21 protein-coding genes are annotated in these 21,602 nt (G+C 64.4%); 13 read left to right on the top strand and 8 right to left on the bottom strand.

Annotated features, from left to right (window positions below; genetic code table 11):
• Positions 1–115: 115 nt before the first annotated feature.
• The 9 genes from dnaK to AC1VON_RS05000 all read left to right on the top strand — a co-directional run bounded on the left by dnaK (position 116) and on the right by AC1VON_RS05000 (position 7,623).
• Complete coding sequence (dnaK, locus tag AC1VON_RS05040; protein ID WP_056573851.1) at positions 116–2,032, top strand: molecular chaperone DnaK; 1,917 nt, start codon at positions 116–118, stop codon at positions 2,030–2,032.
• A gap of 223 nt (positions 2,033–2,255) precedes the next feature.
• Positions 2,256–3,386, top strand: a complete 1,131-nt coding sequence (gene dnaJ / locus AC1VON_RS05035; RefSeq protein WP_172347654.1) for a molecular chaperone DnaJ — start codon at positions 2,256–2,258, stop codon at positions 3,384–3,386.
• A gap of 149 nt (positions 3,387–3,535) precedes the next feature.
• Positions 3,536–4,141 (top strand): phospholipid N-methyltransferase PmtA, encoded by a 606-nt coding sequence (gene pmtA / locus AC1VON_RS05030; RefSeq protein WP_140770892.1) that lies wholly within the window; start codon positions 3,536–3,538, stop codon positions 4,139–4,141.
• 143 nt (positions 4,142–4,284) lie between these two features.
• A complete protein-coding gene (locus AC1VON_RS05025) occupies positions 4,285–4,881 on the top strand; it encodes an NADPH-dependent FMN reductase (protein ID WP_483120744.1) in 597 nt (198 codons plus the stop codon).
• 26 nt (positions 4,882–4,907) lie between these two features.
• On the top strand, positions 4,908–5,606 hold the full coding sequence (gene pyrF / locus AC1VON_RS05020; RefSeq protein WP_483126272.1) for an orotidine-5'-phosphate decarboxylase: 699 nt from the start codon (positions 4,908–4,910) through the stop codon (positions 5,604–5,606).
• A 179-nt stretch (positions 5,607–5,785) separates the two neighbouring features.
• Positions 5,786–6,073, top strand: a complete 288-nt coding sequence (locus tag AC1VON_RS05015; RefSeq protein WP_483120742.1) for a DUF1330 domain-containing protein — start codon at positions 5,786–5,788, stop codon at positions 6,071–6,073.
• Positions 6,074–6,381: 308 nt separating this feature from the next.
• The gene (locus tag AC1VON_RS05010; RefSeq protein WP_056573871.1) at positions 6,382–6,702 is read left to right on the top strand and encodes an ArsR/SmtB family transcription factor; all 321 of its coding nucleotides are present in this window, start codon (positions 6,382–6,384) and stop codon (positions 6,700–6,702) included.
• Positions 6,699–7,163, top strand: a complete 465-nt coding sequence (locus AC1VON_RS05005) for an SRPBCC family protein (RefSeq protein WP_483120740.1) — start codon at positions 6,699–6,701, stop codon at positions 7,161–7,163. Before AC1VON_RS05010 ends, AC1VON_RS05005 begins: the two co-directional genes overlap by 4 nt.
• A gap of 43 nt (positions 7,164–7,206) precedes the next feature.
• Entirely contained in the window at positions 7,207–7,623 is a 417-nt protein-coding gene (locus tag AC1VON_RS05000) for a GFA family protein (RefSeq protein ID WP_483120738.1), read from the top strand.
• Positions 7,624–7,638: 15 nt separating this feature from the next.
• Here AC1VON_RS05000 and AC1VON_RS04995 read toward each other — a convergent pair whose 3' ends face one another.
• From AC1VON_RS04995 to AC1VON_RS04960, 8 genes are all read right to left on the bottom strand, one after another.
• The gene (locus tag AC1VON_RS04995; RefSeq protein ID WP_483120737.1) at positions 7,639–8,907 is read right to left on the bottom strand and encodes a low temperature requirement protein A; all 1,269 of its coding nucleotides are present in this window, start codon (positions 8,905–8,907) and stop codon (positions 7,639–7,641) included.
• Between the two features lie 115 nt (positions 8,908–9,022).
• Positions 9,023–10,096, bottom strand: coding sequence for a D-alanine--D-alanine ligase family protein (locus AC1VON_RS04990; protein WP_483120735.1), 1,074 nt, complete (start codon positions 10,094–10,096; stop codon positions 9,023–9,025).
• A gap of 244 nt (positions 10,097–10,340) precedes the next feature.
• Complete coding sequence (locus AC1VON_RS04985; RefSeq protein WP_483120733.1) at positions 10,341–11,222, bottom strand: SMP-30/gluconolactonase/LRE family protein; 882 nt, start codon at positions 11,220–11,222, stop codon at positions 10,341–10,343.
• On the bottom strand, positions 11,222–11,860 hold the full coding sequence (locus AC1VON_RS04980; protein ID WP_483120731.1) for a 2-dehydro-3-deoxy-6-phosphogalactonate aldolase: 639 nt from the start codon (positions 11,858–11,860) through the stop codon (positions 11,222–11,224). The genes AC1VON_RS04985 and AC1VON_RS04980 overlap by 1 nt, the downstream gene beginning before the upstream one ends.
• Positions 11,857–12,810 (bottom strand): 2-dehydro-3-deoxygalactonokinase, encoded by a 954-nt coding sequence (locus tag AC1VON_RS04975; protein WP_483120730.1) that lies wholly within the window; start codon positions 12,808–12,810, stop codon positions 11,857–11,859. The genes AC1VON_RS04980 and AC1VON_RS04975 overlap by 4 nt, the downstream gene beginning before the upstream one ends.
• Complete coding sequence (locus tag AC1VON_RS04970; protein WP_172347663.1) at positions 12,807–13,574, bottom strand: SDR family NAD(P)-dependent oxidoreductase; 768 nt, start codon at positions 13,572–13,574, stop codon at positions 12,807–12,809. Before AC1VON_RS04970 ends, AC1VON_RS04975 begins: the two co-directional genes overlap by 4 nt.
• 256 nt (positions 13,575–13,830) lie before the next feature.
• On the bottom strand, positions 13,831–15,180 hold the full coding sequence (locus AC1VON_RS04965; RefSeq protein WP_172347664.1) for a putative bifunctional diguanylate cyclase/phosphodiesterase: 1,350 nt from the start codon (positions 15,178–15,180) through the stop codon (positions 13,831–13,833).
• Between the two features lie 211 nt (positions 15,181–15,391).
• The gene (locus AC1VON_RS04960; protein WP_483120727.1) at positions 15,392–17,185 is read right to left on the bottom strand and encodes a GtrA family protein; all 1,794 of its coding nucleotides are present in this window, start codon (positions 17,183–17,185) and stop codon (positions 15,392–15,394) included.
• A gap of 164 nt (positions 17,186–17,349) precedes the next feature.
• Between AC1VON_RS04960 and AC1VON_RS04955 the strand changes: the two genes are divergently transcribed.
• The 4 genes from AC1VON_RS04955 to AC1VON_RS04940 all read left to right on the top strand — a co-directional run bounded on the left by AC1VON_RS04955 (position 17,350) and on the right by AC1VON_RS04940 (position 21,548).
• Positions 17,350–18,354, top strand: coding sequence for a glycosyltransferase (locus AC1VON_RS04955; RefSeq protein ID WP_172347666.1), 1,005 nt, complete (start codon positions 17,350–17,352; stop codon positions 18,352–18,354).
• Positions 18,355–18,358: 4 nt separating this feature from the next.
• Positions 18,359–18,733, top strand: a complete 375-nt coding sequence (locus tag AC1VON_RS04950; RefSeq protein WP_483120724.1) for a GtrA family protein — start codon at positions 18,359–18,361, stop codon at positions 18,731–18,733.
• A 158-nt stretch (positions 18,734–18,891) separates the two neighbouring features.
• Positions 18,892–19,833, top strand: coding sequence for a glutathione synthase (gene gshB, locus AC1VON_RS04945; RefSeq protein WP_172347668.1), 942 nt, complete (start codon positions 18,892–18,894; stop codon positions 19,831–19,833).
• Positions 19,834–20,015: 182 nt separating this feature from the next.
• Entirely contained in the window at positions 20,016–21,548 is a 1,533-nt protein-coding gene (locus AC1VON_RS04940) for a YifB family Mg chelatase-like AAA ATPase (protein WP_172347669.1), read from the top strand.
• The last annotated feature ends 54 nt before the right edge of the window (positions 21,549–21,602 follow it).

Below are 21,602 nucleotides of genomic sequence, written 5' to 3'. Positions count from 1 at the left end.
ACGCGCCAAGCCGTGCGGCGGCGGAACACCGGTGCCGAACGGGATTTCTTATGAACAGGGGCTTTCGTCGGAACGCCTTCATGGGTCCTGAAAGCCTGCTTAGAGGAGAGAAAAAATGGCAAAAGTAATCGGTATCGATCTCGGCACCACCAACTCCTGCATAGCCATCATGGATGGCAAGGAGCCGAAGGTGATCGAGAATGCGGAAGGCGCGCGCACGACGCCTTCCATCGTCGCCATCTCGGGCGACGGCGAACGTCTCGTCGGCCAGCCGGCCAAGCGCCAGGCGGTCACCAATCCTGAAAACACCATCTTCGCGGTCAAACGCCTGATCGGCCGCCGCTACGACGATCCGGTGACGGAGAAGGACAAGAAGCTTGTCCCCTACAAGATCGTCAAGGGCGACAATGGCGATGCCTGGGTCGAGGCCGGCGGCAAGAAGCAGTCGCCCTCGCAGATCTCGGCCATGATCCTGCAGAAGATGAAGGAAACGGCGGAAGCCTATCTCGGCGAAAAGGTCGAGAAGGCGGTCATCACCGTTCCGGCCTATTTCAACGACGCCCAGCGCCAGGCGACCAAGGATGCTGGCAAGATCGCCGGCCTCGAGGTGCTGCGCATCATCAACGAGCCGACGGCGGCAGCGCTTGCCTACGGCCTCGACAAGAAGGACGGCAAGACCATTGCCGTCTATGACCTTGGCGGCGGCACGTTCGACATTTCGGTGCTCGAAATCGGCGACGGCGTGTTCGAGGTGAAGTCGACCAATGGCGACACCTTCCTCGGCGGCGAGGATTTCGACATGCGCCTGGTCGAGTACCTGGCGGCCGAGTTCAAGAAGGAACAAGGCATCGACCTGAAGAACGACAAGCTGGCCCTCCAGCGCCTCAAGGAGGCGGCTGAAAAGGCCAAGATCGAGCTGTCTTCGACGACGCAGACCGAAATCAACCTGCCCTTCATCACCGCCGACGCGACCGGGCCGAAGCACCTGACGCTGAAGCTGACGCGCGCCAAGTTCGAAAGCCTGGTCGAGGATCTCGTCCAGCGCACCATCGAACCCTGCAAGGCGGCGCTCAAGGATGCCGGCCTGAAGGCAGGCGAGATCGACGAAGTGGTCCTGGTCGGCGGCATGACCCGCATGCCCAAGATCCAGGAGATCGTGAAGCAGTTCTTCGGCAAGGAGCCGCACAAGGGCGTCAACCCGGATGAGGTCGTCGCACTCGGCGCCGCCATCCAGGCCGGCGTGCTGCAGGGCGACGTCAAGGACGTGCTGCTGCTCGACGTGACGCCGCTGTCGTTGGGCATCGAGACGCTGGGTGGCGTGTTCACACGGCTGATCGAGCGCAACACGACGATCCCGACCAAGAAGAGCCAGGTGTTCTCCACCGCCGAGGATTCGCAGTCGGCGGTGACCATCCGGGTCTTCCAGGGCGAGCGTGAAATGGCGGCCGACAACAAGGCGCTTGGCCAGTTCGACCTGGTCGGCATTCCGCCGGCGCCGCGCGGCGTGCCGCAGATCGAGGTCACCTTCGACATCGACGCCAACGGCATCGTCAATGTTTCGGCCAAGGACAAGGGCACCGGCAAGGAGCACCAGATCCGCATCCAGGCTTCTGGCGGTCTTTCGGACGCCGACATCGAGAAGATGGTCAAGGACGCCGAGGCCAATGCCGAGACGGACAAGAAGCGTCGCGCCGTGGTCGAGGCCCGCAACCAGGCCGAGGCGCTGGTGCATTCTTCCGAGAAGTCGCTGAAGGAATATGGCGACAAGGTCTCGGAAGCCGAACGCACGGCGATATCGGATGCGATCGCGGCGCTGAAGACCGCAGCCGAGGGCGACGACGCGGCCGACATCGAGGCCAAGAGCCAGGCACTTGCCGAAGCTTCGATGAAGCTTGGTCAGGCCATGTACGAGGCCTCGCAAAAGGAAGCGGCGGAAGCCGACGCCAAGGCGGATGCCGCCAAGGACTCCGACGTGGTCGATGCCGATTTCGAGGAAATCGACGAGGACGACGACAAGAAGAAGTCGGCCTGAGCCGCCCGACGGCAAAATAAAGCGGAAAGCCCGGCGTAAAGCCGGGCTTTTTTGCAACCCTCGCCGAAAAAGTGCGGGGCCTTGCCGAAAAAACGACAGAAAAGCCCGGACAGGCGCACGCCAGCACTGGCATCCGGGCGGCACCGATCCTAAATCGAGACGACGTGCCGGCAAACGACGCAACAATGCATCAAGACGTTGAGCATCCGGACAGCGGGAAAAAATGAAAGCTGATTTCTACGAAACGCTGGGCGTGCAAAAGGGCGCCGACGAGAAGGAGCTCAAGAGCGCTTTCCGCAAGCTCGCCATGCAGTTCCATCCCGACCGCAATCCCGGCGACCATTCCTGCGAGCACAAGTTCAAGGAAATCAACGAAGCCTACGAGACGCTGAAGGACCCGCAGAAGCGCGCGGCCTATGACCGCTTCGGTCACGCCGCCTTCGAGCAGGGCGGCATGAATGGCGGCGCGCAAGGCTTTGGCGCCGGCGGCTTCGCCGACATCTTCGAGGATATTTTCGGCGACATGATGGGCGGGCGTCAGCGCCGCTCGTCGGGTGGCCGCGAGCGCGGCGCCGACCTGCGCTACAACATGGAAATTTCGCTGGAAGAGGCCTTCGCGGGAAAGACCGCGCAGATTCGCGTGCCGGCCTCGATCTCCTGCTCCGAATGCTCAGGCAGCGGCGCCAAGCCGGGCACCCAGCCGGTGACCTGCTCGATGTGCAACGGCCACGGCAAGGTGCGCGCCACCCAAGGCTTTTTCTCGATCGAGCGCACCTGCCCGCAATGCCAGGGCCGCGGCCAGACCATCAAGGACCCGTGCCCGAAATGCGCCGGGCAGGGCCGCGTCACCGAGGAACGCTCACTGTCGGTCAACATTCCGGCCGGCATCGAGGACGGCACCCGCATCCGCCTGGCCAATGAAGGCGAGGCCGGCCTGCGCGGCGGGCCTTCGGGCGACCTCTATATTTTCCTGGCGGTGAAGCCGCACGAATTCTTCCAGCGCGATGGCGCCGATCTCTACTGCAAGGTGCCGATCTCGATGACGACGGCAGCGCTTGGCGGCTCCTTCGAGGTGACGACGCTGGACGGCAGCCAGACCAAGGTGAAAGTGCCCGAAGGCACCCAGAACGGGCGCCAGTTCCGGCTCAAGGGCAAGGGCATGCCGGTGCTGCGCCAGCCCAATGTCGGGGATCTCTATATCCAGACCGCGGTCGAGACGCCGCAGAACCTTACCCGCCGCCAGCGCGAGTTGCTGGAGGAGTTCGAACAGCTCTCCTCGCAGGATAATTCGCCCCAATCGAGCGGGTTTTTCGCCCGCATGAAGGATTTCTTCGAATCCTTCGGCGAGCGTTGACAGAGCAGGAATGGCACCGGACTCGATGAAACGCGCCGCATTTTGAGACGCGACGAAATCTATCTTATCCACGACATGCGTCTCGCTGCGCCTTGCCTTGCGTCAACCAGGTGTTAAGTAGCTTGCGGGGAGCCTTGAGGAGAGCTTGCATGACACGTGGTCACGGACTGCGGAAGGCGCTTGCCGAGAAGTTCGACGACGAACTCAAATTCTTCAAGGGCTGGATCGACAAACCGAAGACGGTCGGCTCGATCGTTCCAACCAGCTCGATCACCGCGCGCAAGATGGCCTCGATCGTCAATCCCAGGTCCGGCTTGCCGGTGCTCGAGGTCGGCCCCGGAACCGGTGTGATCACCCGCGCCATCCTCGCCCAGGGCGTGCGGCCCGAAAACCTCTACGCGGTCGAATACAACACGGATTTCGTGCGCCACCTGCGCCGCCTCTATCCCGGTGTCAACGTTATCGAGGGCGATGCCTTCAACCTCAACGCCACGCTTGGCGAGCGGAGCGGGATGATCTTCGATTCCGTCGTTTCCGGCGTGCCGCTGCTCAACTTCCCGGTCGCCCAGCGCATCGCCTATATAGAGAGCCTGCTTGACCGTATCCCCGCCGGGCGTCCCATCGTGCAGCTGACCTATGGCCCGATGTCGCCGATCCCGGCCGGCCGTGGCGACTATACGGTCAAGCATTTCGATTTCATCATCCGCAACATCCCGCCGACGCAGCTGTGGATCTATCGCAGGGAAGCGCATTGAGAGAGAGGGCAGTAAGGGAATAGGAAATGACGATTCAATTTCCGGACTGCTCCCGACTGCCCTATTCCCTTACTCCCTATTCCCCATCCAGCCGTTGATTTGGGCGGCCTCTGGCTGTACCTGTCCGGGAACAAGGATGGCCAATGGCAGTGATCCCGAGAATCCTCGTCTTCGCCGGCTCGAACCGGACGGGCGCCTATAGCGGCAGGACCGCCGACGTGGCACAGAAGGAACTTGCGGTGCAAGGCGCCGAGGTGACCCGCATTTCGCTCGCCGATTATCCCCTGCCGATCCTCGACGAGGACCTTGAGAAGGAAAAGGGCGTTCCGGAAAACGCCGTCAAGCTCGGCCGTCTGATCACCGCGCATGACGGGTTGCTGATCGCCACGCCGGAATATAACGGCTCGATCCCGCCGCTGCTCAAGAACACGATCGATTGGGTGAGTCGCGTGCGCCGCGATGGTGGCCGCCCGGTCAGGCCGCTTGCCGGCAAGGTGGCGGCCCTCTGCTCCTCCTCCAACGGACACTTCGCCGGCATCCGCTGCATCAACCATCTGCGCGCCGTGCTGGTGCGCTGCCAGATGGAGGTGGTGACGCCGGAATGCTCGGTGCCCGACGGCGGCGACGCCTTCGCCGACGGCGGCAATTTTCGTGACGAGAGACTGCACAAATCGATGGAGCATCTATGCCGCACGCTGATCGAAACCTCGCGCATGCTGTCCACGCGGATCGAGGCGTGATCGCCGCAACCATGCAGACCCAACCCATGCAGGCCAAATCCATGCAGGAAAGACTGATCGTCGGTCTCGACGTGCCGACCGTGAGGGAAGCCGAGCAGGTGGTGCGCGAACTCGACGGTGTCGTCTCCTTCTACAAGATCGGCTATCAGCTGGCCTTCGCCGGCGGATTGGACTTCGCCAGGGAACTGGCCAGCGGCGGCACCAGGGTCTTCCTCGACATGAAGCTGCTCGACATCGACCACACGGTGGCCAAGGGCGTCGAGAACATCGTCAAGATGGGCATGACCATGCTGACCATCCACGCCTATCCGAAGGCAATGCGCGCGGCGGTGGAGGCGGCACGCGGCAGCGACCTTTGCCTGCTCGCCGTCAGCGTGCTGACCTCGATGGACGAGCAGGACATGATCGATGTCGGCTATGAATATGATCCGCACACGCTGGTGCTCAGGCGCTCTGAACAGGCGCTGCACGCCGGCATGGGCGGCATCGTCTGCTCGGCCGCCGAAGCCGAAGCCGTGCGCCGCATCGTCGGACCCGACATGGCGGTGGTGACGCCCGGCATCCGGCCGGCGGGCAGCGACCATGGCGACCAGAAACGCGTGGTGACGCCGGCGCAGGCGATCCGCAACGGCGCCAGCCATCTTGTTGTGGCTCGGCCTATCGTCGCGGCGGCCAACCGACGCGAGGCGGCCGAAGCCATTCTGGAAGAAATGCGCTCGGCCTGAGGACCAGTTCCAACTCTGCTCCCACGGCGCTCTGGCGGCGTTTTCCGCGCTTCCGATGCTCATCCGCTTTGGGTACGCTGCGCTTGTCACCCTGCGGTGACCCAAGAATACCACGAGCCGTCTTGGAGCGATTCTTAAGACCGGTCTTCGCTTGACGGACAGAAACTCGGAGAAAAAGCATGCCCAAGGGATATTGGATCGCCCGCGTCGATGTGCGCGATGCCGAAGGCTACAAGGAGTATGTCGCCGCTTCAAAGCTGGCCTTCGACCGGTTCGGCGCGAAATTCCTGGCGCGCGGCGGCGCGCATGAAAAGGCCGAAGGGCCAGGGCGCGGACGCAACGTGATCATCGAATTCGAATCGCTCGCGGTCGCGCATGACTGCTACCACTCACCCGAATACCAGCGCGCGGTCGCCATTCGCCAGAAGGTCGCCGACGGCGAGATCGTGCTGGTCGAAGGCATCTGAGGCCCCATCCCGTCAGAACGGGAAGCGGGAATGATCCCGGCGAAGTCGTGAAGGCGAGCCCCGTGCTTGGCCCAAGGGCGGAGCACCCACTCCTGTCCCTACGTGTAGTCCTTGACGTTGTCAGCCAGCCATGCGGCCTGGCCGACGACCCGCCGGAGCCGTTGGGCGGCAACGAGGACGGCGCGCTAGCCATCCGGCAATCGACATCAGCGTCCGAATAGCCTCGTCGAGCAAGGCGAGGCGGAATGGTTGACGATTGACATGCAGGTATTTACCTGCATATTGTGACCCACAACAGATTGAGACCGATGGACGCCGACAAGGTTTTCAAAGCGCTGGGCGACCCGACACGCAGACGGTTGCTTGACCTTCTCTGCGAGAAGAACGGGCAGACGCTCGGCCAGCTTTGCGAACATCTGGACATGGCAAGGCAATCCGCCACCCAGCACATCGACCTCCTGGAGGCGGCCAATCTGGTGAGCACGGTCAAGCGCGGCCGCGAGAAGCTGCACTTCATCAACCCGGTGCCGCTGCACGAAGTCTACGAGCGCTGGGTGCGAAAATTCGAACGGCAGCGGCTCAGCCTGCTGCACGACCTGAAGCAAGAACTTGAAGGAGAGGGCCAATGACCCGAGAGACGACCAGTTTTGTCTACGTGACCTACATCCGCTCGACGCCGCAAAAAGTGTTCGAGGCCATAACCAGGCCCGACATGGCACGGCGCTACTGGGGTCACGAGAACGTCTCCGACTGGAAGGCGGGATCGAAATGGGAACATATCCGCGCCAATGACGAGCGCACCGTCGAACTGGTCGGCAAGGTCGTCGAAATCGAGCCTCCGACCCGTCTGGTGATGACCTGGGCGAACGCCTCGCAGGCCGACGACCCGTCGAAATACAGCCGGGTGACGTTCGGTATCGAGGAATACGACACCATGGTGCGGCTGACCGTCACCCATGACGAACTCGAAGCCGGCAGCGGCATGGCGAAAGGCATCAGCCAGGGCTGGCCGGCCGTGCTGTCCAGCATGAAATCCTTCCTCGAAACCGGCAGCGGCATCGACCTTTTCGCCAAGCCGAAATCGGCCTGACGTGCCGCGATATCGCGCGGAACCAGGCCAACGGAGAACGACAATGACCAAGCGCTATAGAGGCGGCTGCGCGTGCGGCGCCATCCGCTATGAGACCAGCGGCGAGCCGATCTTCCAGAACCATTGCCAATGCCGCGATTGCCAGAGGCGCGCGGGCACGGGCCACGGATCCTATCTGACCTTCGGCCAGCGCGCCGATATGGCGATTACCGGCGACGCGAGCACCTGGCGGGTGGCCGCTGACAGCGGCAACGAAAAGGTCCACGCCTTCTGCCCGACCTGCGGAACACCGGTCTGCCTGACATTCGTCGCCATGCCGGAGCTGATCGCCGTTCCCGCGACCAGCCTCGACGACCCCGGCGATTTCAAGCCGCAGGCCATCACCTACACGATCCGCGGCCATGGCTGGGATACCGTCGATCCTTCCTTGCAGGCATTCGAGCGAATGCCTACGGGATAGCCCGGAGCAGTCCGGCTAAGTCACCGTCGAATGCCCGTCGCTGGCCAGCGCTTCCGCCTGGTGGCGATGCCCGAGCGTTTCGTAACCGACGACGGTGACGGCCGGCGCCAGCATCAGGATCACGAGGCAGACCGCCATATCGACACCGGCAAGCGCGGCGAGGATGGCGAGCGCCACGACCGCCACTGTTGCGACCAGCAGCCAGATGTGGAACGGGTCGAAGCGCCTGACGAGATAGGTGTAGAGCGCATAGATCGCCGCCAGGAAGACACTGACGGGAATAGCGGTGGCAAGCAGCGTCGCAAGCGGACCGACATGCGCCTTGTGCTCGATGAAATAGGCCGCGACATGCAGGCCGGCGCCGGTCGCGACAATGGCGGTGACGATCAGCATCTGGCCATAGCCCCAGACGAAAGCGCGGTTGCGGTGGGCGTGCAATATCGGCGCGGAGGGCAGCATGTAATAGACCCACCACATGCCGAAGGTGAGCCCGGTGCCGGCGATGCAGACCAGGGCCGCATCCAGGGACCAGCCCTGTTCCTCAACCACGGCCGACAGGCTCGCGAGCGTGCCGACAACCCCTTCCCCCAGCGCGATGATGGCGAACAGGCTGTAACGTTCGGCCATGTGGTGCGCATGCCACGGCGTGCCGCCATCCCTGCGTTCGGCAATCACCGGCCCCGCCAGTTCGATGAGGCCGAGGATGACGGCCAGTATGATGCTGGTGCCGACCGGGAAATCGACAACGATCTGTACCACCCAGCCGATCTGGGCAACCGCGATTGCCTTGGCATAGGTAACGCAGGCGCGGCGCCGGGCGGGATCCTGTCTCGCGGCACGCAACCACTGGAAGATCATGGCCACCCGCATGATCACATAGCCCAGCACCATCACCGAATTGTCGAGATGCTCGCCGTGCTCGATGGAAGCGAACATGCGCGGCAGGCCGACGGCCAACACCAGCACGCCGATCATCTGCACCATGGTGACAAGGCGGAAAACCCAGTCGTCGGTGTCATAGGCCGAGGAGAACCAGGAGAAATTGATCCAGGCCCAGCAGATGGCGAAGCTGGCGAAAGCAAAGCCGAGCAAGGCCGAGGTGTAATGGCCTTCGGCCAGTGCGTGGGCTAGCTGCGAGGAGGCAAAGCTGAACGCCGTCACGAAGGTCAGATCGAACAGAAGTTCGAGCGGGGTGGCGACACGATGCCCTTCATGCGGATCGCGGCCGGTCATGCGCCTGATGTGATGGTGCAGGGTTTCAGGGATGACAAGCGTGGTGTTCATCGCGCGACCTTGGCAAGAGTAAGTTGTCAAGCCGACACTAAGGGCAGAGCGGGACGCGTCAAGGCGTGCAGCCCGCGCCACACGCCGTCAAGTTCGGCGGTTTCGGCGGTGCGGTCTAAATCAGGCGCTTCTGGCCGATCAGCCGGCTCGCCGCGGTTTCGGCCATGGCGTCGGCAAGCTCCAGACCCCACTGCTGGCGGCAGTAGGCGCGGAAATCGAAGCAGGGCAGGCCGGGGCAGACCTCGAATTCGATCAGATGCACCGTGTCGTCCGCCTCGACGCGCAGGTCGACGGAAAACACGTCGCGCAGACCAAGCCCGCTGATCAGCCGCCCGGCGATCGCACGAATCCTGGCGTCGGCGACGGGTTGAAGGTCGGCGACGGCAACCAGTTCCGGTTCGGCATAGAGTCCTGCCGCCTTCGCGGCCTCGCCGGTTTCACCGTAGAGCGCCAGACTGTCCGCCATGGTCTGGAAATCGCCGCCCGAATCGACAAAGGCAATGCCGAGCGCTTCGGTGCCGGTTTCCGGCGTCAGGCCGAGGAAGCTGGCGCGCACGTTGCGGCCGGCAACATAGGGCTGGACGACGACGTCGTCACGATAGGCGGCGAAGACGCGCCGGCTAAGCTCCAGCGCGTGACTGAGATCAGCCGCACGCGAATCCGGCCAGATGCCGATCTTGGCGCCCAGCCGGTTTGGCTTGACGAACCAGCCGGCGGCGGATGCTGGCGGCTCGACCAGCCATTTGCCATCCCGGGCAAGACCGGCCTGCGGCAATGGCAGGCCGAGCGCGCCGAGCACGGCACCGGAGCGGAACTTGTCCTGGCAGAGCGCGAACAACGAATCGTCGGCGCCGATGGTCCTCAATCCCTTGAGCCTGGCCAGCGCGGGTGCGGCGCCGCCACGGAAATAGGCGACGCCGTCCGACAGCGTCCAGACCAGCGTGTTCTCCGCATCCCCGCCGTCAAGCGCTTGGACAGCATCGTCGAGTGCCACCGGGCTAAAGGCGAGACCGCGCGCCTCGCAGGCGGCGGCAAGCGCACCGAATTCGGGGGCAAGATCAGTCGACTGCGCCAGGTAGGACGAGATTTCAGCGGCACGCTGCGGTGGGTGGCCGTCGGCGATCAATCGGTCGAAGCAGGCCTTTTCCGGCTCGTAGACAAGGATCAGCTTTGGCTTGTGGCTCGACATCAGATGAACGGTTCCTGGAGCATGATGCCGAAAAGCGTGGAGCGTTTTCGGACGACGTCATGCTCTATCTCTTTGATCTAGAAACGGATTCGGATTTCAGGCCGATTCGACCTGAAATCACCCGGCTCTGGCGGTGCGATCGCCTACCATCGCACGGCCAATGCAAACGGCTTTCGCGAAACCGACCCACGCCGGACGCCTGCGCGACAACACCGCCGGCAGCAGCGCCGATCGTCCAGTCGGTTCAGGCTATCAGCACGCGCGGCTCGAACCGGCCATTGACGGGAATGTCGAGCAGGAAAGTCATGCCGCCTTGCAGGTCGAGCAGGCGCTGCTTCTCACTCTTGCCCGACCAGGCCGACGTGACCGCCAGACGATCGGCGTTCTTGCCGACGAAGGCCGGACAGGATGGCTGTGTCACCGGCATGGCGACCGTGCGGACGAGCTTGCCGTCGGGTGCATAGGCCTCGATGACACTCCCGCCCCAGACGGCATTCCACAGGATGCCGTCGCGGTCGAGCACCGAACCGTCGATATAGCCCTTGGCAGAACGGTGATCGACGAAAATCTTCGGCTCGCCCGCCGGCAGGCCGGTCGCCGGGTCGCAGGCGACACGCATCAGCAATCCGGTCGATGTGTCGGTATAATAGGCAAGCGCGCCGTCGGCGGAAAAGCAGATCGAATTGGAGACGGTGATATCCGAAAACAGGCGGCGCAGTTCGCCCTTGAAGAACCAGTAGATCGAGCCGGCGCCCTTTTCCTCGCCCTTGCCCATCGTGCCGGTCCACAGCGCACCGCAGGGATGGACGCGCGAATCGTTGGAGCGGGTGACCGGATTGTCGGCTTCGATCGGCGTGTGCAGCGTCATCTTGCCGCTCGTGACATCGCGGACATGAAGTCCAGTCTCGGTGGCGATTAGCTGCCGCTTGTCGTCGATGATGGCAATGGCGCTCGCCATCTGGCCGAGCTCATGGACCTTGGTCGCGCCGCCGGACAGCTGCTTCTCCAGAAGCTGGCCGTTGACGATGTCGAACCAGAACAGCGCATCGGTGGCGGGATCGTAGCTTGGTCCTTCGCCGAGTTGGCAGACATGGTCGGAAAAAACAGAAACGATCGCCTCAATCATCATGCGTCTCCGAACACCGCATCCCAGGCCGTGACGGCGGCGTGCGCACGCCCTGCCACATCGTCGACGCTCATGCCGGGCTTGAACAGGCTGGAGCCGAGGCCGAAGACCGTGACCCCGACCGCCTTGTAGCCGGCAAAATCCTTTTCCGAAACGCCGCCGACCGCGCCGACCAGGGTCTGTGCCGGCAGCACGGCCCGGATCGCCGAAATACCGCCCGCCCCGAGCACGCTCGCCGGGAAGAATTTCAGGGCCGAAGCGCCCAACCGGATCGCCTGGAAAGCCTCGGTGGGCGTGAACACGCCGGGCATCGTCACCATGCCGTGGTGCATGGCACGCGCCATCACCTCGGCATCGATGTTGGGGCTGACCAGGAGCCGCCCGCCGGCCTGGTGCAGGCCGTCGACATCGGCCGCCGTCAGAACCGTGCCGGCACCGACCAGGGCCGACTTCGGCAGCACTTCGACAATCCTGGCGATCGATGAGAAAGGCTCGGGCGAGTTCAGCGGCACCTCGATCGCCTCGATGCCGGCATCGAACAGCGCCTGCCCCATGGCAATCGCCTCCGTGGGTTTCAGGCCGCGCAGGATGGCGACCAGTCCGCGCTTGAGTTTCGGAAAGGCTGCGGTCTCGGTCATGCCAAGGCTCCGGTTGTGGCGATCATGCCGTTCTCGCGCGCGGCCTCGATCAGGCCGGCGCGCACCGCTTCATCCGCATCGACCGTGCGGAAGGCAAGTCCTGCAAGGTCGAGCGCTGCCGAATAGAGCGAAGCGAGCGCGCCGGACGCGATCAGCACGATCGGCGCATGGCCGGCGCCATAGCGGCGCTTCGCCGAGGCGATCTCGCCGCCGATCAGAAGCCCTGACAGGCAGGCCGACGCATCCTGCGACCGCAGGTCCTGAAGGAGCCCGGCGGCACGGATGGCAAACAGCTTCGAGGTGACATCGCCGCCCTCCCCAAGCGCCCGTTCGCACCATTGCCGGAAGAATGGGTTGTCGACCGTCACCGGAGCCGGATGCTCGCCCAGCGAATGCTTGAGGATGGAATGCGCCGATAGTACCGAGAACAATTCGCCCGTCGGCCAGGTGCCGAAGCCGGCGACCGCGCCGTCCTCGACCACGACCCATTTCGAGTGCGTGCCCGGCATGCAGGCGAGATGCCGCCCCTTTGCCGGCAAACCAGCGCCGGCAAGCTGTGTTTCCTCACCGCGCATGACATCCGGCGCGTCAGCCAGACGCTGGGCGAGGCCCGGCACGATGCGGATGTCGCGGCGCCCGTCCTCGATGCGGACCGCACCGCGCAGGATGGCGCCGATCGGCGCCGGCACGGACACATAGGGCGCCTCGATCCAACCCTGGCGGGAACCAGCCATGCCGCAGATGATGACGGGCAATTTTTCCGGTGCTCCCATGGCGCCAAGGTGACCCTCGAGGACGTTGGAGAACCCTTTTTCGCGCGCCGTGATCAAGCCATCATCGCCGCGACGCTCCGCCAGCACCTTGCCGCTGCCGTCAATGAGCCATGCCCGAAGCCGGGTCGTGCCCCAATCGAGCGCCGCGACCGCGGGAGCCTTGCTGGCTGGGCTCACAGGAAGCCTCCGTCGACGATCAGCATTTGCGCCGTCAGCATGCGCGACGCGTCCGAGGCCAGGAACAGCACCGTGCCGACCATGTCGTCCGGGCGCATGACGTCCTTGATGCACTGCTTGGCGACATGGGCGGCAAGCGCCCCTTCGGTCACCCAGCGTTCCTGCTGCCGTTCAGTGATCACCCAGCCGGGCGCGACGGCGTTGACGCGGATACGATCGGGTCCGAGCTTGCCGGCCAGGCCCTTTGTCAAACCGAGGATGCCCGCCTTGGCGGCGGTGTAGGCCGGCATGTCGGGGTGGTTGATGAGGTAGGATGTCGAGGTGAAATTGATGATCGAGCCGCCGCCGGCCCGCTTCATGCCCGGCGCCACCGCCTGCGCGGTGAAGAAATGCGGCCTGAGGTTAATCGCCTGGTTGTTGTCCCAGAACTCCACCGTCACGTCCTCGATGGCATGTCGCTCGTCCCAGGCGGCATTGTTGATGAGCACCGTGACATCGCCATGCGCCTCGGCCGCCTTGGCCGCCGAGGCCCGCAGCGCCTCGATGTCGCGCAGATCGGCCTTGAGGTAGAGCGGCCGCCGGCCGAACTCCTTCTCGATGCGGTCGGCAAGCAGCGTGCTCGGGCCGTCGGCGATGTCGATGAAGGCGACGTTGGCGCCCTGGCGCATAAACCCCTCGGTCAGGGCCGCGCCGATCCCGGAACCGCCGCCGGTGATCAGCACCGAGGCTCCCCTGAGGTCGGCAAAATCCGCCGATGGCATCATGTCTTTTCTCTCCTCGCGCATGACCCCGAAAATCGGATCGATTTTCGGAAGGGCTCATGTGCAAACCAAAACTGCTGCAGCGTCCTTTACGCGTGCTGAAGGACGCGTGGCGCTGCAGCCTAACCGGCGCGCATCCTAGCCACGCAAGTCGCGCGGGCAAGGGCGAAAAGCTGGATTTGGGGGCTTATGTCAGACAAAACGACAATGCGCCGCATTCGGCGCGATGTCGCGATGGTCGGCCGAACAGAGATCCCGGTCAGATCGCCTTGGCGCGCAAGGCACCCCGGAAGGAATCGCGGAGATAGCCGAGCGTGGCGTCGGCATCGACCGGCCTGCCGAACAGATAGCCCTGCCCGCCGGCGCAGCCGAACTGGACCAGGCGGTCGGCCTGCGCTTCTTCTTCGATGCCTTCGGCGACCACGTCCATGCCGAGCCCCTCGCACATGGCCAGAATGGCGCGGATGATGTGTTCGGACGGCCGGTCATCGAGAATGGAGGAGACGAAGGCGCGGTCGATCTTGAGCTTGTCGAAATGGAATTCGCGCAGGCGGCCGAGCGAGGACTGGCCGGTGCCGAAATCGTCGAGCGAGACTCGGATGCCGACGCGGCGCAGATCCTCGACGATCTGTGCCGCCGAGGCCGGATCGTTCATCAGGCCGGTCTCGGTGATCTCGATCTCGAGGCGGCGCGGGTCGAAGCCGGTGCGGTCGAGGATCGCCAGTATGTGCAGGCCGGTGTTCTGGTCGACGAGCTGCGAGGGCGAAAGGTTGAAGGACAGGAACAGGTCATTCGGCCAGCTCCTGGCCGCCTCGGTCGCCTTGCGCAGCACCAGCTGCGACAACGGGCCGATGATGCCGCGTTCCTCGGCGATGGGGATGAAGACCGTCGGCGGCACCGCGCCGAGGTCGCGATCGGTCCAGCGCGCCAGCGTCTCGAAGCCGATTGTGCGACGCGTGGTGAGATCGACGATCGGCTGGAAATGCGGCTCAACCTCGCCGGCCGAGACGGCACGGCGAAGCGCCTGCTCGATGCGGGTGACGCGCTTGGCCGCCTCTTCCATCTCACGCGTGTAGACGACGACCCGGCCCCGGCCAGAGCGCTTGGCGTGGTAGAGCGCCGTTTCGGCCTTGTTGATGAGGATCTCGGTGGTCTCGTCGCCGGAATAGAACAGCGAGCAGCCGACCGAGGCCGACAGCCTGGCGGTTCGTTCGCCGACATCATAGGGCGCCGACAGGATCTCGATCAGCATGCGGGATTTTTCCGCCGCCGCCTCCTCCGAGAACACCAGCGGATAGAGGAAGGCGAATTCGTCGGCGCCGATGCGGCAGACTGTCGAGTGGCCGTCCATCGAGGCGCGCAGCCGCATGGCGACCTGGATCAGGATGTCGTCGCCGGCCTTGTGGCCGAACAGGTCGTTGATCGGCTTGAAGCCGTCAAGGTCGAGAATGCCGACGGTAAACGGCGCGGGATCGTCGGCGCGGTCGCTGATCAGGCGATCGACCTTGTCAAAGAAGCGGCGATGGTTGCCAAGCCCGGTCAACGGATCGGTGAAGGCCAGATCCGTGCTCTCCCTGCTTGCCTGACCGGTGCCAAACGGAGTTTGCATCGGTGTCCCTGTTTTTTGACGTCGGAATTTATTTCCGAGACTGGCAGCAAACCCTTTAGGAAACGTATCCTGAAAACCAATTTTTCGCGGCCGGCGCATGATCCCGGAAAATAGACCCGGGTTTCACCGGCGATCTTGCCCAGACAGACAGCCGGATGCCTTCGGGAGGCCGGGCACAAGGAGCATCAGGCCATTGTTTTCACGCGGATTTTCAGCTGCTTGATTTGACGCGGTAGAGTTCAAGTGGCGTGCCACGGGTTCCCGCCACCGGCTCCAGCCAGTCCGGGACGCTGCCGCGCATCAGCCCGGCCAGGAAGCCGTCCGGCGCCTTGGCCGCGAACAGCCGGCTTTCCGCGTTGCCGCGGCAGAGCGCGACAAGGCCGACATGGTGGCTTTCGACGATGGCTTTCGCGTCGGCGGCCGAGCCCAGCAAGGCATCGAACACGAGCAGGTTTCCAGCGACGTTGCGATGGTAGGGACCGGCGAAAACGCGATGACCGGTGAAGGCGAGGATCGGCGAGCCAAGATTGGAGATGGCAAGGACCGTGGTGGGGGGCATCGTGCCGAGTGCCGCGAACGAAGCCTTGCTGTTGCAGGGCGCATCGGTGCTGGCATCGCTGGCGGGTGCACCGGTCTCGAAGGCGTTCGATGCGGCTTGAGCGGCGCCCGACCAGATCGCATTGACCGAGATCAACCAGGCCGCGGCCATCCTGAGCATCGAGCCGCTGGACGGGCTGGTCTCGGCCTGCTGCCGCCATTTGCCGATCCAAGCCGAAAGCGGGATCACCGCGAAGGCAATGGAGAAGGTCGAGCCGCGTACTTCCCAGGCGCTGACCAGGACCGCAACGATCAGCAGCGCGCCGACGAGGCTGTCCTGCCGCCGCCAGCCGCCATGGCTGAAGCGAAGCGCCATCAGCACAATCGCCACCAGCGGCGTGGCAAAACGCGCCACCACCCTGGCCGGGTCATCGGAGACGAGCTGGACGATCGACTGCGCCTCCTCGATATGGCCGAGCCACATCTGCTGCAGGCGCGGGTCGAGATGGGCATAGGGCGCCGCCAGGCATTGCGGGAACAGCAGCACCACGACCAGAGCGAGCGTGACGGCAAGCAGGCCAAGCGAGGTCAGGCGCCGGGCAGCCGTTGCGTTGGCGGCCCTCAGGGAGGCGATGACAGCCAAACCAGCTCCGGCAAGCCCGGTGACCGCGAATTGCACGACCGAGAATGTGTCGCACTGGGCCTGGCCCCAGGATGAAACAGGGATGGTGGTGACGAAGACAAGGGCCGAGACGCCGGCGACGCCGAGGCCGAAATCCCTGGCGATCAGCCTTTCGGCATCACCCGCGGCGAGAAACAGCAGCGCGACGACCGCGCCGAGGGCTCCGGCATAGGGAGCGCTTTCCATGCCGATGGCCAATGTCAGCGTCGCGCAGATGCCCGCGACAAACGCGGCCGATCGGCGCGTGGGTGCCTCAAGCAGCAGGGCGAGGCTCGCCAGGGTCAGCATCAGCTGGACATTGTGATGATCGAGCGCGCCGGGCGAAAAAATACCGATGTAGTACAGGGCCGCGCCACCAACGACGGCGGCGGGCAGCACCGCGTGTGCCTCGCCGAAGGCGCGCGCCGCGCGGATGATGAAGAACATCGCGAGAAAGAATTGCAGGGTAGGCCAGACTATTTGCACGATCTGTTCGGCCAGGGAGGTGCTGCCCGTCAAGACCGAAACGGCGAGGATCGCAAGCGCCAGCGGCGCGTCGAGCAGCCGCGACCAGTGCATGACGAAGCCGCCCTCCAGGCCCATCCTGTACTGGTGCAGGTCGAACCAGCCCTGGCCGGCCAGCAGATCGCGGACCTCGACCAGTTGCAGCAGGCTGTCATTGTCGCCCGCCGGATTGGCCAGTTGCGAGAACCCGGCACAGGCATTGAGGACCAGCAGCAGCAAGGCGGCGAGCAGCGCGAACGCGATATCGGACTTCCCTGCGGAAGTTCCCCTTGCTGTGCCCATCCCGATCGCCCTTGGCGGGAATGCCGGGCCTTTCCAGGCCAATCGACACTCATGAAGTCGGTCTTAAACCTAGCCTTAACGGCTTCAATAAATAGTAAAACCGCCTGGATGAGGCCGGTTTCCGGCGTGCGGCCGTGTGGTCGACAAGGCATTCGGAGACGAAAATGCCGCAAGACCACGAACCTGTCATCGCCGTGCTCCTGCCGTGCTACAATGAGGAGCCGACCATTGCCGAGGTGGTGCGGCGGTTCCGCGAAGCGCTGCCGGCCGCCACCGTCTATGTCTATGACAACAATTCGAAGGACCTGACGGCCCTGCGCGCCCGAGCCGCCGGTGCCATCGTCGTGCGCGAGCCGCGCCAGGGCAAGGGCAATGTGGTGCGTCGCATGTTCGCCGACATCGATGCCGACATCTATCTAATGGCCGATGGCGACGGCACCTATGCGCCCGAGGACGCGCCACAGCTGATCAACACACTGCTGACCGAACGTTCCGACATGGTGGTGGGCACCAGGCGCGGCGTCGCCGACGATGCCGGACGGGCCGGCCATGCTTTCGGCAACCGTGTCTTCAACGGACTCTACAAATGGCTGTTCGGCAGCGATTTCACCGACATCTTCTCCGGCTACCGCGTCTTCACCAGGCGCTTCGTCAAGAGCTTTCCAGCCGTCTCCGGCGGCTTCGAGATCGAGACCGAAATGTCGGTACACGCCTCGCAGCTCAAATTGCCGGTCAGCGAAATCGCGCTCGACTATGGCCGCCGGCCGGTCGGGTCGTCGTCGAAACTGTCGACCTTTGGCGACGGCGCCAGGATCCTGTGGATGTTCGCCATGCTGATGAAGGAGACGCAGCCGCTGCGCTTCTTCGGCGCCTTTTCGCTGTTCTTCCTGGCCTCGAGCCTCTTCCTGATGGCGCCGGTGCTGGTCGAGTTCGCTGAAACCGGCCTTGTCCCGCGCATCCCGACCTGGGTGCTGTCGGTCGGTTTGCTGCTCCTGTCCATGCTTGCGGCGGTGACCGGGCTGATCCTTGATTCGGTGTCGCGCGGGCGGGCCGAACAGAAGCGCATCTTCTATCTCTCCATGCCTTCGGGCCGTGCCGAGCGGCGCACCAGCGCGATCGCGCCCGCCGCGGCAAAGGTCGCGCCGGGCAAGACACCGCGGGCAGCCTGAGGCGGTGAACCGCCTCGTCCGCTTCGTTTTTGCCGGCGGAATCGGTTTCTTCGCCGATGCGGCGGCACTCTGGCTGCTGCTCAGTTTCACGCCGCTCGGGCCCTTCGCCGCCCGCGTGCTGTCGATAGGCTTTGCGCTCTGCGTCACCTGGCAGATCAACCGGCACCTGACCTTCGCGCCCTCGCGCCGCGGCATGGCAAGAGAAGGCGCCCGCTATGGCGGCGTCGGCGTCGCCACCAGCATCGTCAACTACCTCGTCTATTCCGCGATCCTGCTCGCGCTGCCGGGAGCGCCGCCGCTTGCCGCCCTCGCCATCGCCTCGCTGGCCGCCATGGCGCTGTCCTTCCTCGGTTATTCCAGGCTGGTCTTCGACCGTTGATGCATGTCGCGCAAAAGTGGCTCCGGTGTTGGGACAACGACATGCACGAAACCAAGATCTAAAGCGCGTCGCAAGGATGCGCTTTAGATCGCTGGCCCGATTGGCAGAAGGCGCCGCGACCCTTATATCGCTCTCGTCGACTGCGCTGGGGACCTGCCATGAAGTTAAAAATCGCCGTCCAGATGGACCATATCTCCGCCGTGTCGATCGCCGGCGACACGTCTTTCGCACTGTCGCTGGAGGCGCAGCGGCGCGGTCACCAATTGTTCCACTATACGCCCGACCGGCTGTCGCTGCGCGACGGCAAGGTATTTGCCCGCATCGAGGAGATGCAACTGCGCGATGAGAAGGGCAATCACTACTCGTTGGGCGACAAGGTGCGCACCGATCTCTCCGAAATAGACGTCATCCTGCTGCGCCAGGATCCGCCCTTCGACATGAACTACATCACCACCACGCATATACTGGAGCGCATCCATCCGAAGACGCTGGTCGTCAACGACCCGGCCTGGGTGCGCAACAGCCCGGAAAAAATCTTCGTCACCGAATTTTCCGACCTGATGCCGGAAACGCTGATCACCAAGGACCCGCTGGAGGTGGCCGCCTTCCGCAAGGAGTTCGGCGACATCATCATCAAGCCGCTCTACGGCAATGGCGGCGCCGGCATCTTCCATCTGCTTGAGGCCGACCGCAACCTCGCCTCGCTGCTCGAAATGTTCGGCCAGCTTTTCCGCGAGCCCTATATCGTGCAGCGCTACCTGAAGGAAGTTCGCAAGGGCGACAAGCGCATCATCCTGATCGACGGCGAGCCGGTCGGCGCCATCAACCGGGTACCGGCCGAACACGATTCCCGCTCCAACATGCATGTCGGCGGACGCGCCGAGAAAACCGAGCTGACGGAACGCGAGCGCGAGATATGCGCCCGCATCGGACCATCGCTCCGGGAACGCGGCTTCATCCTGGTCGGCATCGACGTCATCGGCGACTACATGACCGAGATCAATGTGACGTCGCCGACCGGCGTGCGCGAGGTGCAGCGTTTCGGCGGCGCCGACATCGCCAGCCTGTTCTGGGACGCGGTCGAGGACAAGCGGAAGTAAGCGTTTTCATTTTGTCTTAACCATGTTCCGCTTTTGCAACCGGGCGCAGTTCGGCTGCAACCCCAGCGATTGCCCGTTCCCGTAATGTTCTTGATTTGGCCGAGAAACTGTGGTTGTCTCGCCAAAGGGCCATTCTGGCCTGATCGCAGGGGCTGGGGCCAGCCCGCATCCGGGGTGGGAAAATGGTGGCGCGGGTTCGCACGGTCGCTTTCCAGGGCATCGAGGCCGTGCCGGTCGACGTGCAGGTGATGATCGCGCCCGGCAAGGTCGGCATGCAGATCGTCGGCCTGCCCGACAAGGCGGTGGCCGAAAGCCGCGAGCGCGTACAGGCCGCGCTTCATGCGTCGGGCCTGTCGATGCCGTCGAAGAAGGTGACGGTCAATCTGGCGCCGGCCGACCTGCCCAAGGAAGGCAGCCACTATGATTTGCCGATCGCGCTCGGGCTGATGGCAGCCCTTGGCGCCATTCCGGGCGACATGCTGGCCGGCTATGTCGTGCTTGGCGAACTCTCGCTCGACGGCACGATTGCCGCTGTCGCCGGCGCCTTGCCGGCGGCGATCGGCGCCAATGCCGAGGGCAAGGGCCTGATCTGCCCGTTCGCCTGCGGGCCGGAAGCGGCGTGGGCCGGCAAGGACTTCGACATTTTGGCACCGCGCAGCCTGATCGCCATCGCCAACCATTTCCGTGGCACGCAGGTGCTGTCGCGGCCGGAGGCCGGCATCCACGCCTCGGCGCGCGACCTGCCCGACCTTGCCGACATCAAGGGCCAGGAGACGGCCAAGCGGGCGCTGGAAGTGGCGGCGGCGGGCGGCCACAATCTCTTGATGGTCGGCCCGCCCGGATCGGGCAAATCGATGCTGGCGCAGCGGCTGCCGTCGATCCTGCCGCCGCTGGCGCCGAAGGAATTGCTGGAAGTCTCGATGATCGCCTCGGTGGCGGGCGAGCTTGGCGAAGGCAAGCTGACCGACCGGCGGCCGTTTCGCGCCCCGCACCACTCGGCCTCGATGGCGGCGATGGTCGGCGGCGGCATACGCGCACGGCCGGGCGAGGTGTCGCTGGCGCATCACGGCGTGCTGTTCCTCGACGAGTTCCCCGAATTCACACCGCAGACCCTCGATGCGCTGCGCCAGCCGCTGGAGACCGGCGACTGCATGATCGCGCGCGCCAACCACCGCGTCACCTATCCGGCGCGCATCCAACTGGTGGCGGCGATGAACCCGTGCCGCTGCGGCATGGCCGGCGAGCCGGGCTATCGCTGCCTGCGCGGCGAGCGCTGCCGCACCGACTACCAGGCGCGCATTTCCGGTCCGCTGCTCGACCGCATTGATCTCAGGATCGAAGTTCCCGCGGTCTCGGCCAGCGACCTGATAAGGCCGGACCGGGCGGAGAAGAGTGCAGCGGCGGCGCTGCGCGTGGCACGCGCCCGCACCTTGCAACGCGAGCGTTTCGAACGGCTCGGCGTGACCAGCGCCACCACCAACGCGCATTGCGCGCCGGCCGTCATCGAAGACATCGCCATGCCCGACGCCGCCGGCCTGTCGCTGCTCAGGGACGCCAGCGAGAAACTCGCCTTCTCGGCGCGGGCCTATCACCGCGTGCTGAAGGTCGCGAGAACGCTGGCCGATCTCGACGCCAGCGAAACCGTCGGCCGCATCCATCTGGCCGAGGCGATTTCCTATCGCATGAGCTCGGAGCGGGTGGCGCAGGCGGCGTAAATGCCACTGCCATCGAGCCACTTTCGTCCTTCTAGCCTTTAAGTTGCAGTGTTC

The organism is Mesorhizobium sp. HAY1-8B (assembly GCF_056868045.1).
The sequence above is the reverse complement of the archived record's forward strand: the minus strand, read 5'-3'. Positions and strand labels throughout refer to the sequence as shown.

Excerpts from the sequence above, each read along its gene's own strand:
- AC1VON_RS05025 (WP_483120744.1), top strand. The coding sequence starts at position 4,285 with ATGGCAGTGATCCCGAGAATCCTCGTCTTCGCCGGCTCGAACCGGACG.
- AC1VON_RS05000 (WP_483120738.1), top strand. The coding sequence starts at position 7,207 with ATGACCAAGCGCTATAGAGGCGGCTGCGCGTGCGGCGCCATCCGCTAT.
- AC1VON_RS04995 (WP_483120737.1), bottom strand. The coding sequence starts at position 8,907 with ATGAACACCACGCTTGTCATCCCTGAAACCCTGCACCATCACATCAGG.
- AC1VON_RS04940 (WP_172347669.1), top strand. The coding sequence starts at position 20,016 with ATGGTGGCGCGGGTTCGCACGGTCGCTTTCCAGGGCATCGAGGCCGTG.
- gshB (WP_172347668.1), top strand. The coding sequence starts at position 18,892 with ATGAAGTTAAAAATCGCCGTCCAGATGGACCATATCTCCGCCGTGTCG.
- AC1VON_RS04970 (WP_172347663.1), bottom strand. The coding sequence starts at position 13,574 with ATGATGCCATCGGCGGATTTTGCCGACCTCAGGGGAGCCTCGGTGCTG.
- pmtA (WP_140770892.1), top strand. The coding sequence starts at position 3,536 with ATGACACGTGGTCACGGACTGCGGAAGGCGCTTGCCGAGAAGTTCGAC.
- AC1VON_RS04965 (WP_172347664.1), bottom strand. The coding sequence starts at position 15,180 with ATGCAAACTCCGTTTGGCACCGGTCAGGCAAGCAGGGAGAGCACGGAT.
- dnaJ (WP_172347654.1), top strand. The coding sequence starts at position 2,256 with ATGAAAGCTGATTTCTACGAAACGCTGGGCGTGCAAAAGGGCGCCGAC.
- AC1VON_RS05005 (WP_483120740.1), top strand. The coding sequence starts at position 6,699 with ATGACCCGAGAGACGACCAGTTTTGTCTACGTGACCTACATCCGCTCG.
- AC1VON_RS05015 (WP_483120742.1), top strand. The coding sequence starts at position 5,786 with ATGCCCAAGGGATATTGGATCGCCCGCGTCGATGTGCGCGATGCCGAA.
- AC1VON_RS04955 (WP_172347666.1), top strand. The coding sequence starts at position 17,350 with ATGCCGCAAGACCACGAACCTGTCATCGCCGTGCTCCTGCCGTGCTAC.
- AC1VON_RS04980 (WP_483120731.1), bottom strand. The coding sequence starts at position 11,860 with ATGACCGAGACCGCAGCCTTTCCGAAACTCAAGCGCGGACTGGTCGCC.
- pyrF (WP_483126272.1), top strand. The coding sequence starts at position 4,908 with ATGCAGGCCAAATCCATGCAGGAAAGACTGATCGTCGGTCTCGACGTG.
- AC1VON_RS04960 (WP_483120727.1), bottom strand. The coding sequence starts at position 17,185 with ATGGGCACAGCAAGGGGAACTTCCGCAGGGAAGTCCGATATCGCGTTC.
- AC1VON_RS05010 (WP_056573871.1), top strand. The coding sequence starts at position 6,382 with ATGGACGCCGACAAGGTTTTCAAAGCGCTGGGCGACCCGACACGCAGA.
- AC1VON_RS04990 (WP_483120735.1), bottom strand. The coding sequence starts at position 10,096 with ATGTCGAGCCACAAGCCAAAGCTGATCCTTGTCTACGAGCCGGAAAAG.
- dnaK (WP_056573851.1), top strand. The coding sequence starts at position 116 with ATGGCAAAAGTAATCGGTATCGATCTCGGCACCACCAACTCCTGCATA.
- AC1VON_RS04985 (WP_483120733.1), bottom strand. The coding sequence starts at position 11,222 with ATGATTGAGGCGATCGTTTCTGTTTTTTCCGACCATGTCTGCCAACTC.